Origin of the sequence: Bradyrhizobium sp. Ghvi (genome assembly GCF_900115265.1) — a bacterium.
In the GTDB taxonomy this organism is placed as follows: domain Bacteria; phylum Pseudomonadota; class Alphaproteobacteria; order Rhizobiales; family Xanthobacteraceae; genus Bradyrhizobium.
In genome coordinates, this window is sequence record NZ_FOVU01000005.1 from 417,027 (window position 1) to 430,043 (window position 13,017).

Consider the following 13,017-nt stretch of genomic DNA (forward strand, 5'->3'; position numbering starts at 1 on the left):
GCCGCCATGACGCAAGCATTCGCCGCCGGCAACTATCGTTTCATTCCGTCGGTGTTCCAATATTCGGCTGGTGCCGTCGCGGACGATGATTACGAGATCGAGCGTGTCCGGTTCGACCGTCTCGTGCCGCTCGCCGAGGGATTTGCGCTCGCAGCGAAGTTCATCCAGGAGGCGGGGCGCCCGCTGACGGCCTTCTGCGCCTGCGAGCTGCGCTCGCCCGCGGCCTTCACCGAGGAAGGTTTTCGTACCTTCAATCTGCATTACGTGAAAACTCTGTCAGAGTGGGGCATCTTCGACGGCACCACCAATCCGGTGGCGCGCAGTAATGTCTGCCCCGAGATCGATCCGCCCTCGGAACCGTCGTTTTATGCGTTCTCCTTCACCCGCCCGACGCGTGCGACGACGCCCACCTTCGTGATCGCCGGCGGCGCTGAAGCGCGGGAGGGCGGCGGCAGCTATGTGGAACGTACCGTGCGCTACCGCGATCTCAGTCCGGACGGACTTCGCGAGAAGGTTCGGTTCACGACCTCGCAGATGGAAGGCCGGATGGCGGCGTTCGGCTTTGGCTGGAAGGACACCACGGGCGTGCAAGCCTATTCGATCCGCGATTTCCACCACGCTTTGGCCGACGAGCTGGTTCGTCGCGGCGCGCTGCGTTCCGGCCTGACCTGCCACTTCGCGCGACCGCCCGTGGTCGACCTCGAATACGAGATGGATTGCCGCCGGGTGATGCGCGAGGTGGTCATCTAACGCTGGCGCGGGTCCAGCGCGTCGCGCAGGCCGTCGCCGAGCAGGTTCAGCGACAGCACCACGAGGAAGATGGCCAGCCCCGGCCAGATCGCCATCCAGGGCGCCTGGGTCAGGAAGCGTTGCGCCGCATTGAGCATGCTGCCCCAGGATGGTGCCGGCGGCTGTTGCCCGAGGCCGAGGAACGACAGGGCGGCTTCCGCGATGATGGCTGCGGCGATCGACAGCGTTGCCTGGACCAGCAGTGCGGGCAGGATGTTCGGCAGGATGTGCGAGAACGCGATCCGCCAAGGCGGATTGCCGAGTGCACGTGCCGCCTCGACATAGTCCTCGGCCTTGACGCTCAGCACCTGCCCGCGCGTCAGGCGGATGAAGACCGGCGTCGCTGAAATGCCGATCGCGATCATGGCATTGCCAAGGCTCGGACCGAGAAACGCCGCCAGTGCAATCGCCAGGATCAGGAACGGACAGGCCAGCATGGCATCGGTGATCCGGCTGATCAGCGCATCGACGAAGCCGCCGCGATAGCCGGCGAGCAGGCCGAGCGGCACGCCGATGCCAAGCGCGATCGCGACCGAGATCAGGCCGGCCAGCAGCGAGGCGCGAGCGCCGTAGACGATGCGGCTCAGGATGTCGCGGCCGAGCTCGTCAGTGCCGAACCAGTGCGCGGCCGTGGGCGGCTTGCGCACCAGGCTCCAGCTCGTCGCGATGGGATCGTAGGGCACGATGAGTGGTGCCAGGACTGCAACAAAGATGAACATCGTGAGCACGATGAGCCCAAACACCGCTGCCTTGCGCTTGAACAGCCGCCGCCGCGCGCGGCGCGCCGGGCTGTCCAGCTCGTCGGCTTGCACATGCGGGCCAGACAAGGCGGCATCGGTCATGGCAATCAGCCCCGCAGCCTTGGATTGACCAGGATGTAGGCGACGTCGGCAACCAGATTGAGCGTGATGTAGATCGTGGCGGTCACCAGCACCACGCCCTGCACGACGGCATAGTCGCGATTGAATACGGCGTCCACGATCAGCTTGCCGAAGCCGGGAATCGAGAAGATCTGCTCGGTCAGCACGGCACCCGACAGCAGCGTGCCGAGCTCGAGCGCGCCGAGTGTGATGATCGGCGTCAGCGCATTGCGCATGGCATGCTTGAGGATGACCGTCCGCTCGGACAGGCCTTTGGCGCGCGCGGTGCGCACATAATCGCTTTCCAGCACCTGCAGCATGGCGCTGCGGGTATGACGCATCAGGACCGCGGCAATGGCGTTGCCGAGCACGAAGGCCGGCATGATGGTGGCGGCAAGGCTTGCGCGCCAGTTCTCGGTCAGCGGCACATAGCCTGAGGCCGGCAGCCAGCCGAGCTCGATCGAGAACAGGAAGATCAGCATGATGCCGAGCCAGAAATTCGGCGTCGAGATGCCCCACAGCGCGAAGAAATTGGCGCCATAGTCCCACGCTGTTCCTTTCTTCACGGCTGCGATAATTCCAGCGGGAATGCCGATCAGGAACGCGATGATGATGGCCATCGAACCGAGCTGCAACGTCACCGGCAGCTTCTGCGCGATCAGTTCGCGCACCGGCATCTTGTTGCGCAGCGACTCGCCGAAATCGCCTGAGAGCACGCCCTTGATCCAGTAGGCGTATTGCACAGGCACCGGCCGATCCAGCCGGTACTGGTGCCGGATCTGCTCGATCACATTGGGATCGCGCTCCTCGCCGGCCATCACCAGCGCGGGATCGCCCGGCAGCAATTGCTGCAGTGAGAAAATCAATACCGAAACGAAGAACAGTGTCGGCACGATCTGGGCAAGCCGGCGGGCGAGGAAGTTCAGCATCCCTGTGGCATCACTTCAGCTTGAGGCCGACGACGCGCACGAGTCCGTCCGGCATCTGCTTGTAGCCTTCCAGCTTCGTCGTATGCGCGATGATGATACGGCGGTGGTAGAGATAAAGGATGGGTTCCTCATCCTGGACCAGCTTCGCGAGCGTCTCGTAGCTGGCCTTGCGTTTGGTGAAATCGGTCACGAGCCGCGCGTCTTCCAGCGCCTTGTCGGCCTGAGCATTGGTCCAATCGCCGTAATTCTGGGGCGCGCCACTGTGCAGGAAGATAAAGGTGTTGCCGTCGGGATCGATGCGGCCGCTCCAGGCGAGCCAGAAGGCCTGATAATCGCCGGCCTCGGCCTGCTTGAGCCCGGTCGCGAACTCGGTGAGGCGGATCTTCATGTCGAACCCGGCTTCTGCGGCCATCGACTGGATCACCTGCGCCGGTGTTTCGTTTTCGGCGCCTTTCGGCACCAGGAAATCGACGCTGACCGGCGGCTTCACGCCGGCTTCCTTCAGCAGCGCCTTGGCTTTCTCCACGTCGCGCCCGCGGACCGGAAGTGATTTCTGGTAGTAGGGGTGATCGGGATTGACCCATTGATTGCCGACCTGAAACTCGCCGTTGAACACGACCTGGTTGATCGCCTCGCGGTCGATCGCGAGGTCGAGCGCCTGCCGTACCTTGGCGGATTGGCTGAGCGGCCCATTGGCCTTGTCCTTGCCGATGTTGAGCGTGATGCCCTGATAGCCGAGCTCGATGGCGGTGGCGACCTTCAGTCGTGGATCCGCGCGCACCTCCTTCAAATCCGTCGCGAGCACGCGCTCGATCAGATCGAGGCCGCCCGATTTCAGGTTCGCCAGCCGCACCGTGGCGTCGACGATGGGCTGGAACACGATCTTGTCGATGAAGACGTTGTCCTTGTTCCAGTAGTCCGCGAATTTCTCGAACACGATGCGGTCCTGCTGCACGCGCTCGACGAACTTGTACGGGCCGGCGCAGACCGGATGCAGGCCGAACTTGTCGCCGGCTTCCTTGGCTGCTTTCGGCGAGACCATCATGCCGGCGCGGTCGGTGAGCTGGGCGAGCAGCGGCGAGAATGGCGACTTCAGCACCAGCTTGATGGTGAGGGGATCGACGATATCGATGTGGTCGACCGAGGCTAGCTCCGGCTTGCGGAACGAGCCAGGAAGCGTCAGGTGGCGCTCCAGCGAGAATTTGGCGGCTTCCGCATCGAACGGCTCGCCGTCGTGGAATTTCACGCCGGGCCGCAGCTTGATGACGAGACCCTTGCCCTCATCGACCGTTTCGCTCGACAGGGCGAGCTGGGGCACGATGTTGAGCTTTTCGTCGATGTCGAACAGCTTATCGCAGAACGCGGCGAACACGATGCGGCCGACATAGGTGCGCGCCATGGAGGGATCGAGGATGTCGGGGTCCTCGGCAAGACCAATGCGCAGCGTGGTCTGAGCGTGGGCGGCGCCAAGCGACAGCAGGAATGCGGCGGCCGTTGCGGCCAGGCGAAACATCTTCATCGGACAGTCCCCATTGCTCCGGCTAGGTCGGTGTAGGCCTTGTACTCTGTATACCAACACCAGCCGGGCTCGCGCCTTCCGTCTTTCGGCTGAAAGCCGCGACTAATTTTGCCAGCGCTGGGGTGAATCCGCCCGCTGCAGGCAGGATGGTGTCGGCCGGCGGAAGCTCGTTGACGCGATGGCAGGCGGTGGCGTGGCCTGCGCGATCGGCCGTCAGCGCCGGCGCTTCGGTGCGGCAACGGTCGATCACGAAGGGACAGCGGGTGTGGAAGCGACAGCCGGCCGGAGGATTCAGCGCGCTCGGGATCTCGCCTTGCAGCACGACCTTGGCGCGCTTGGCGTGAGGCTGCGGCAGTGGGATCGCGGACAGCAGCGCGCGGCTATAGGGGTGACCGGGCCGGGCGAACAACTCGTCGGCATCGGCCTCCTCTACGATGCAGCCGAGATTCATCACCGCAACGCGGTCGGCGATATGCTTGACCACCGCGAGGTCGTGCGACACGAAAATGTAGGCCAGCCCAAGCCGGTCCTGCAGCTCGCGCAGGAGGTTGAGGATCTGCGAGCGGATCGAGACGTCGAGCGCCGAGACCGGCTCGTCGCAGATGATCAGCTTCGGCTCGACCGCGAGGGCGCGCGCGATGGCAATGCGCTGGCGCTGACCGCCGGAGAACTCGTGAGGATAGCGCCGGGCCAGCGGCGGTTCCAGCCCGACCAGCCGCAGCAGTTCCGCAACCCGCTCACGGCGTTGCGCGGTCGGTACGAGATCGTGCAGCGCCAGCGGCTCAGTCAGGATCTGGCCGACGGTCATGCGCGGGTTGAGCGAGGCATAAGGGTCCTGAAAGATGATCTGCGCTTCGCGGCGGAATTTTCGGAGCGCGTCGGCATCAAGCGAGAGCAGGTCGCGGCCGTCGAACCGCACGCTGCCTGCATCGGGCTCGATCAGCCGCAGCACCAGGCGGCTGACGGTCGATTTGCCGCAACCGGACTCGCCGACCAACGCGAGGGTCTTGCCGGCCTCGAGCGAAAAGGACACGCCATCGACGGCTTTGACATGCGACCGTGCCCGACCAAGCAACGAGCGTTCGGCGACGAAGTGCTTGACCAGGCCCTCGACCTCGAGCAGTGCCATCACCGCTTCTGCTCCTTGCGAATATCGGTCTTGTGTCCCGGGCGCGGCGCAGCACGAAGTGTTGCGACGCTGAACCGGGACCCAGATTGCCGCCGCATGGGCCCCGGTTCAGCGGTGCACCACCGCGCTTCGCTTGTGCTGCACCGCGCCCGGGGCACGAGCGGAGAGGACAACGGCATCACGACACCAGGAGTTCGAGCGGCGCGCGGATGCAGCGCGTGACGTGGCCGGGGCCGACCTCCACCAGCGGTGGCCGCGCCTTGGTGCAGGCCTCAAGCACGAACGGGCAGCGCGCGGCGAAGCGACAACCCGCGGGTGGCCGGGCCATATTCGGGACCATGCCTTCGATCGTCGCAAGCCGCTCGGCGCGATGGTCGAGGCGCGGGATCGAGCCGAGCAGGCCGACGGTGTAGGGATGCTGAGGCGCGGAGAACAGCTCATCGACCGGCGCGCGCTCGACGATCTCCCCTGCATACATCACTGCGACTTCGTCGCAGACCTCGGCGACGACCCCAAGGTCATGAGTGATCAAGATGATCGCGGCGCCGCTCGCGGCTTTCAACTCGCGCATCAGCTCCAGGATCTGGGCCTGTAGCGTGACGTCGAGCGCGGTCGTGGGTTCATCGGCGATCAGGAGCTGCGGATCGCAGGCCAACGCCATCGCGATCATCACGCGCTGGCGCATGCCGCCGGAGAGCTTGTGCGGATATTCGTCGATCCGCCGCTCGGGCGAAGGGATGTGGACGCGACGCAGCAGCTCAATTGCGCGCTCGCGCGCGCCCTTCCGCGAGCCGCCACGGTGCCGCAAAATGGTCTCGGTGATCTGGTCGCCGATCGTAAAGCTCGGGTTGAGCGACGTCATCGGTTCCTGAAAAATCATCGCGAGCCGGTTGCCGCGCAGGTCCCCCAGGGTCTGGTCCGCCGTCTTCAGCAGGTCGAAACCGTCGAAGCGGATCGCGCCTGATATCTCCGTCGTCCGCCTCGGCAGCAGCCCCATGATTGCCAGCGAGGTCACGCTCTTGCCGCAGCCGGATTCGCCGACCAGACCGAGCGTCGCGCCATTGGCAACGCTGAGATCGACGCCGTCGACCGCGTGGGTGATGCGGCTGTCGTCGCCGTGAAAGCGGATGCGTAGATCCTTGATCTCAATGAGAGGGCTCGCGGTCATGCCTGTCTTGCCTGCGCCGCTTTGATGCTGGCCTCGATGACGCTGCGGTCAGTGTTGCCGGCCGGCTTCTGCCGCGTCGGCATGGAGGCGCGGAAGTGGACCCAGAGCTCGTGGCTGACGCGTTCGAGCCGTTCGAGTTCGCCAAGTGGATCGGCATGATCGTCGGCGCGGATGTCCAGCGCGGGCCATTCCTCCTCGCCATGAATCAACAGCGCCGCAGACTGCTTGCCGCGCTTGTCACCGCCCGCGGCTTCGCCCCCGCGCATGGCCGTGAGCAGGCGTCGCGGGAAGGGAAGGCTGTCATTGGCGAGGTAGGTCTTCGCGGTTTCGGCGAGCACGTCGGGCCCTGCGAGCATGTTGCCGGCGATCGAAAAGCCGCTGCCGGCGATATGCCCGCACCAGTCGACGCAATCGCGACCGGTGTGTGCGGCAATCGCGCCGCTGGCATCCATGATGTGGACCTGGCGGCTCTCGCGGCCCTCGTCGCTCGCCAGAAGCGCAGCGAGCACGTCATGCGCGTTCAGGCCGTCGCGCAGCAGCTTGACGCCGTCGATGCCGTAATAGGGATTGACGAGGGCCTGGGTCGCGATCGCACCGAAGCCAGCCGCGATGTAGGGCACACGGGCGCCGACGGCGAAGAAGCGCGTAGCTACCGCAATGCCAAACTGGCCGGTGGCAGGGTCTCGCGCGATGATCGACCAGGTCATGTGCTGCTCTTAGCGTCCCGCGGCGTAGCCCTGCATGCCGCGCGGATTGGCGGCGGCGCGCCGGCGTACCCCGACGCGTGAGGCCGCGGTGAGGCGGCCCTCCGACCAATCGGGGCCGATTTCGACGATGTGTCCGCGCTCGCGAAGATTCTCGATCGTCGCCTTGGGCACACGGTTCTCGACTACGAGCACGCCGGGACGTGCCGTGCGCGGCCAGAATGAGATCGGGAAGTGCTCGGAATGCCAAGCCGGCGCGTCGATCGCTTCCTGAAGATTGAGATTGCAGTGCACGTGACGCAGGAAGAACTGCGTGATCCACTGGTCCTGCTGGTCGCCTCCGGGTGAGCCCCAGGCGAGATACGGCTCGCCGTCGCGCAACGCCATGGTCGGCGACAGTGTCGTGCGCGGCCGCTTACCCGGCGCGAGCGCAGCGGGATGATTTTCCTCCAGCCAGAACATCTGAGCGCGGCTGCCCAGGCAAAAGCCGAGTTCCGGAATGATCGGTGAGGATTGCAGCCAGCCGCCCGATGGCGTCGAGGACACCATATTGCCGGCCTTGTCGATGATGTCGAAATGCACGGTATCGCCGCGCACTTCGCCGAAGCGGCCGACCGTCGGCTCACCTGCTCCGAGGGCGCCGACTGCTTCGCGCTGACCTTCGGCACGGCGCAGATTGACCACGCCGCCGAAGCCTTCGACCGTGCCGGGTACGAAATCGAGCGAGGCCTTGTCGGTGACCAGCTTGCGGCGCTGGTCGTTATAGGCATCCGACAACAGCGTCGCGATCGGGATGTCGGAGAACTTTGGATCGCCGTAGAATTTTTCGCGATCGGCGAACGCGAGTTTTGCGCATTCGATCTGGAGATGGATGAATTCCGGCCCGGTCGGGTCGAGCCCGCCGAGCGAAAATCCCTTCAACAGCGCGAGCTGCTGCAGCGTCACCGGCCCCTGGCTCCAGACGCCGGCTTTGCAGACGGTGTAACGGCCATAGTCGTAGGTCAGCGGCGCTTCGACCGTCGGCAGCCAGCGCGCCATGTCGTCGGCGGAAAGCACGCCGCGATGCGGCGAGCCGCTGACGTCCATGACTTCCTGGGTTCGGCAGAATCCGTCGATGGCTTCCGCGACAAACCCTTGCGACCAAGCTTTGCGCGCACGCTCGATCTCGGCGTCGCGACCACCGCCACCGCTCTCGGCCTCGCTGAGGATACGGGTATAGGTCGCGGCCAACGTCTTATTGGTAAAGATCGAACCGGGCTTCGGCACCTCGCCATTCGGCAGGTAGACGGCTGCGGAGGTCGGCCAATGCTTGCGGAACAATTGCTCGACGGTCTGGATCGTGGCGCAGGCGCGCTCGACCAGTGGGTAGCCGTCGCGCGCGTAGGAGATCGCGGGTTCCAGCACGTCGCGCACGCGCATGGTGCCGTAGTCGCGCAAGAGCATCATCCAGGATTCGAAGGTGCCGGGGACGCAGGCGGCGAGCAGGCCGGTCCCGGGCACCATGTCGAGACCTTCGCTCTTGTAGTGCGCAATGGTGGCCCGCGCCGGGGCCGGGCCCTGACCGCAGATCACCTCGGTGCGGCCGCGTTTCACGTCATGCACGATGATGGGCACATCGCCGCCGGGGCCGTTCAGATGCGGTTCGACCACCTGAAGCGTGAAGGCGGTAGCGACGCCGGCGTCGAAGGCGTTGCCGCCCTTTTCCAGGATGGCCATGCCGACCGCGGTCGCGATCCAGTGCGTGGTCGCGACAACCCCGAATGTGCCCTCGATCTCCGGGCGCGTCGTGAAGGGATCGGGATTGACATTGCTGGCCATGGGTTACCTCATTTGCGGCGCGCGCAATTGATCACAGGCGATGCCGTGCCGCCAATGCGCTGCCAGCATGGCACGCGCGCGTCACGCCGGGACCGATGCGGTGTTTACGGCGTGGCAGGCGACGCCGTCGATCAGTTCCGGCGCTTCCTTGCGGCAAAGATCAAACGCCAGCGGGCAGCGCGGGTTGAAGGCGCAGCCGGGCGGTGGATTGATCGGGTTCGGGATCTCGCCCTTCACCGGAATGCGCTGGCGGCCACTCATGGCGAGATCGGGCACGGCGCCCAGCAGCATCTTGGTGTAGGGCATGCGGGGACTGGCGAACAGTTCGCGCCCTTCCGCGATCTCCACGATCCGGCCGAGATACATCACTCCAACCCGGCTCGCCATGTGGCGGACCACGGCGAGGTTGTGGCTGATGAACATGTAGGTCAGCCCGAACTTGTCCTGGAGGTCGCGCATCAGGTTCAGGATCTGTGCCTGCACGGACACGTCGAGCGCCGACGTCGGCTCGTCGCAGACGATAAACTCGGCGTCGGAGGCGAGGGCTCGCGCGATCGCGATGCGCTGACGCTGGCCGCCGGAGAATTCGTGCGGAAACTTCAGCCGGTCGTCGGGATGCAGGCCGACGAGGCTGAGCAGCTCGCCAACGCGGGCCTGGATGTCACGCTCGCCCTGGATCAGATCGAAGGCGCGGATCGGCTCGGAGATGATGGCATCGACGCGGAAACGCGGGTTCAGGCTGGCATAGGGATCCTGAAAGATCATCTGGATGCGACGACGCAGCTTTCGGCGCGCCTGGCCTTGCCGCGGGTCGGTCATCGAAACGCCGTCGATCAGGACGTCCCCGGAGCTCGGCGGCAACAGGCCGACCACCATGCGCGCCACCGTGGTCTTGCCCGAGCCGGACTCGCCGACCAGCGCAAACGTCTCGCCCTTCTTGATGTCGAAGCTGACGTGATCGACAGCTTTGAGATATTCGAGCTGCCCGCCTTCAAGCACGCGATTGAGCCAGGGTTTCGAAACATCGAAGACGCGGCGCAGGTTTGTAGCCTGGACGAAAGGCGTGCTCATGCCGCGGTCTCCGCCGGCGCGGTATCGTAGAGATGGCAGGCGACCGATTGTGTGCCACGCGCCAGGGGCTCTGGTCGTTCGGCACGGCAACGATCAAAAGCGAAAGCGCAGCGCGGATTGAACGAGCAGCCGCGCGGGATCGCGGAGAGACGCGGCATGGAGCCGGGAATCTGCACGAGGCGCTTGTCGTCGCCGGCAAGAGTCGGGATCGCGCCCATCAGGCCCTTGGCATAGGGATGCAGCGGGTTACGCACGACGTCCTGCACCGGTCCGATCTCGGCGACGCGGCCGGCATACATCACCGCGACGCGATCGGAGGTTTCCGCGATCACGCCCATGTCGTGCGTCACCAGCATCACGGCGGTGCCGTGGTCACGCCCGAGCCGCTTGATGAGCGAGATGATCTGCGCCTGTACCGAGACGTCGAGTGCGGTGGTCGGCTCGTCGGCGATGATCAGCTCCGGCTCGGCGCAGATCGCGAGCGCAATCACAACGCGCTGGCGCATGCCGCCGGAGAATTCGTGCGGATATCCGTCAATGCGTTTTTCGGGGGCAGGGATGCCGACTTCGGCGAGCAGGTCGATAGCGCGGCGGCGCGCTGCCTGTTCGGACAGATTGAGGTGGGTCCGGATCGTCTCCACGATCTGGTCGCCGACCTTGTACAGCGGATTGAGCGAGGTGAGGGGATCCTGGAAGATCATGCCGATGCGTTTTCCGCGGATGCGGCGCATTTCCTCCGGCGGCAGATTGTCGATGCGCAGGCCCGCGAGATGGATCTCTCCGCCCGCGATGCGGCCGGGTGGATCGATCAGGCCGATCACCGAGAGTCCGGTGACGGATTTGCCGGCGCCGGATTCGCCGACCACGCCGAGGACCTCGCCCTTGGCGATATCAAAGGAGACGCCGTTGATGGCGCGCAGCGTACCGCGGCGAGAGGCGAACTCGACCTGGAGATTGCGCACGGAGAGGACGGGTTCGGTCATGAACGCTGCATGCTCATCGGAGTTTGGGGTTGAGGGCGTCGCGCAGCCAGTCGCCGAGCAGGTTGATCGACAGGATCAACGCGGCGAGCGCGATTCCAGGGAAGGCGACGATCCACCATTCGCCTGCGAACAGATAACCGTTGCCGATACGGATCAGCGTGCCGAGCGACGGCATGGTCTCGGGCATGCCCGAGCCGAGGAACGACAGCGTTGCCTCGGTGATGATGGCAAGCGCAAGGTTGATGGTGGCGATCACGAGGATCGGCCCGGTGGTGTTCGGCAGCACGTGGCGCAGCATGATCACAGGGGCGGGCAGGCCGATCAATTGGGCGGCGGCGACATAATCCTTGTTCTTCTCGACCAGGACCGAGCCGCGCACCGTGCGCGCGTACTGCACCCAAAAGCTCAGGCCGATCGCGAAGACCAGGACCGCGAGCATGCTCATCTCGTCGAGCTTGTTGCCAAAAACCGATTTGGCGATGCCGTTGATCAAGAGCGCGATCAGGATGGCCGGGAAGGAGAGCTGCACGTCTGCGACGCGCATGATCAATCCATCCACGGCGCCGCCGAAATAGCCGGCTGTCAACCCAAGCAGGATGCCGATCGCCCCGGAGAGCACGACGCCGAGCACGCCGACCAGCAGCGAGATGCGCAGGCCATAGAGGATCGCAGACAGCACGTCGCGGCCCTGCTCGTCGGTGCCGAGCAGGAACGGGCTCTGGCCGTCGGCGGTCCAGATCGGTGAGATGCGCGAATTCATCAACTGGAGCTGCGCCGGATCGAATGGATTTTGCACCGACAGCACGGAGGCGAAGATCGCGAGAAGGAAGAACAGCAGCGTCACGCCGGCTGCGATCATGGTGATCTTGGAACGGCGGAACGAATAGAACAGGTCGCTGTCGAGCGCGCGCCGGAACCAGCCGGGCGCGGCCGCAGCGCGCTTTTCTGTCGTGTGGGGAACGACGGCTTCGCTCATGTCAGTGCGCCCGGCTGACCGTCGAGCGCAACCGCGGATCGACGATGGTATAGAGGATATCAACGACGAGATTGATGGTGACGAAGATCAGCGACACCATCATCAAATAGGCCGCCATGATCGGGATATCGACGTTCTGAACGGCCTGCACGAACAGGAGTCCCATGCCCGGCCACTGGAAAACGGTCTCGGTGATGATCGCGAAAGCAATGACCGAGCCAAACTGCAGGCCTGCCACGGTGATCACGGGGACCAACGTGTTGCGTAGCGCATGGCCGAAATGGATCGCGCGCGTGGTCAGGCCCCTGGCTCGGGCAAAGCGGATATAGTCCGTCCGCATCACTTCCAGCATCTCCGCGCGGACGAGGCGCATAATCAGCGTCATCTGGAACAGGCCAAGTGTGATCGCGGGCATGATCAACGCTTTCAAGCCGGAGACCGTCAGCAGGCCGGTGGTCCACCAACCGATATGCACGACGTCGCCACGCCCGAACGAAGGCAACCAGCCGAGGGTCACCGAGAACAGGTAGATCATGAGAACGCCGATCAGGAAGGTCGGCAGCGAGATGCCGATCAGGGAGACGGCTTGGAATAGATGAGCGAGCCAGCTGTCGCGGCGCAGCGCCGAATAGACGCCCATCAGGATGCCGCTGACCATCGCGAAGATGGTGGCGCAGATCGCGAGCTCCAGCGTCGCGGGCATCCGCTCCACCAGCAGATTCGTGACCGGCAGCCGGAACTGATAGGACACGCCGAACTTGAACTGCGCGGCGTTCCCGATATAGCGGCCAAACTGTACGACCACGGGGTCGTCGAGGCCGAGCGATTTGCGGATCGCGGCGCGTTCGGCACCCGACGTGTCCATCCCGACCATCTGGTTTACGGGATCCCCGGCAAATCGGAACATCGAGAACGCGATGATTCCGACGGCGATCATGACGCCGATAGCCTGGATGGCCCGACGCAGTGTGAAAGCGAGCATCTGTTCCTTTCACATGTCTTCAGCAGCACGCATCATCGCGTTAGCCCGAAACAGCAAGTCCCGGAAGCCAGATCTTGAAAGCGATGGCT

At 64.8% G+C, this 13,017-nt stretch carries 12 protein-coding genes; 1 reads left to right on the forward strand and 11 read right to left on the reverse strand.

The window, feature by feature from the left end; translation table 11 throughout:
- Positions 1-6 precede the first annotated feature (6 nt).
- Positions 7-750, forward strand: coding sequence for a 2-amino-5-chloromuconate deaminase CnbZ (gene cnbZ / locus BM374_RS21210; RefSeq protein ID WP_092295923.1), 744 nt, complete (start codon positions 7-9; stop codon positions 748-750).
- Here cnbZ and BM374_RS21215 read toward each other — a convergent pair.
- From BM374_RS21215 to BM374_RS21265, 11 genes are all read right to left on the reverse strand, one after another.
- Positions 747-1,631, reverse strand: a complete 885-nt coding sequence (locus BM374_RS21215) for an ABC transporter permease (protein WP_092295926.1) — start codon at positions 1,629-1,631, stop codon at positions 747-749. The genes cnbZ and BM374_RS21215 overlap by 4 nt on opposite strands.
- 5 nt (positions 1,632-1,636) lie before the next feature.
- Positions 1,637-2,578 (reverse strand): ABC transporter permease, encoded by a 942-nt coding sequence (locus tag BM374_RS21220; RefSeq protein WP_092295929.1) that lies wholly within the window; start codon positions 2,576-2,578, stop codon positions 1,637-1,639.
- Between the two features lie 10 nt (positions 2,579-2,588).
- Positions 2,589-4,097, reverse strand: a complete 1,509-nt coding sequence (locus tag BM374_RS21225) for an ABC transporter substrate-binding protein (protein WP_092295932.1) — start codon at positions 4,095-4,097, stop codon at positions 2,589-2,591.
- A 22-nt stretch (positions 4,098-4,119) separates the two neighbouring features.
- The gene (locus BM374_RS21230) at positions 4,120-5,226 is read right to left on the reverse strand and encodes an ABC transporter ATP-binding protein (protein WP_177248478.1); all 1,107 of its coding nucleotides are present in this window, start codon (positions 5,224-5,226) and stop codon (positions 4,120-4,122) included.
- Between the two features lie 178 nt (positions 5,227-5,404).
- Positions 5,405-6,394, reverse strand: coding sequence for an ABC transporter ATP-binding protein (locus BM374_RS21235; RefSeq protein WP_092295938.1), 990 nt, complete (start codon positions 6,392-6,394; stop codon positions 5,405-5,407).
- Positions 6,391-7,101: a DUF1028 domain-containing protein gene (locus tag BM374_RS21240; RefSeq protein ID WP_092295941.1), complete on the reverse strand. Its 711-nt coding sequence runs from the start codon at positions 7,099-7,101 to the stop codon at positions 6,391-6,393. The genes BM374_RS21235 and BM374_RS21240 overlap by 4 nt, the downstream gene beginning before the upstream one ends.
- A gap of 9 nt (positions 7,102-7,110) precedes the next feature.
- Positions 7,111-8,916: a gamma-glutamyltransferase family protein gene (locus tag BM374_RS21245; protein ID WP_092295944.1), complete on the reverse strand. Its 1,806-nt coding sequence runs from the start codon at positions 8,914-8,916 to the stop codon at positions 7,111-7,113.
- 81 nt (positions 8,917-8,997) lie between these two features.
- Positions 8,998-9,987 (reverse strand): ABC transporter ATP-binding protein, encoded by a 990-nt coding sequence (locus tag BM374_RS21250; RefSeq protein WP_092295947.1) that lies wholly within the window; start codon positions 9,985-9,987, stop codon positions 8,998-9,000.
- Positions 9,984-10,970, reverse strand: coding sequence for an ABC transporter ATP-binding protein (locus BM374_RS21255; protein WP_092295950.1), 987 nt, complete (start codon positions 10,968-10,970; stop codon positions 9,984-9,986). Before BM374_RS21255 ends, BM374_RS21250 begins: the two co-directional genes overlap by 4 nt.
- Before the next feature lie 13 nt (positions 10,971-10,983).
- The gene (locus BM374_RS21260; protein WP_092295953.1) at positions 10,984-11,946 is read right to left on the reverse strand and encodes an ABC transporter permease; all 963 of its coding nucleotides are present in this window, start codon (positions 11,944-11,946) and stop codon (positions 10,984-10,986) included.
- A gap of 1 nt (position 11,947) precedes the next feature.
- Positions 11,948-12,928: an ABC transporter permease gene (locus BM374_RS21265; RefSeq protein ID WP_092295956.1), complete on the reverse strand. Its 981-nt coding sequence runs from the start codon at positions 12,926-12,928 to the stop codon at positions 11,948-11,950.
- Positions 12,929-13,017: the final 89 nt, after the last annotated feature.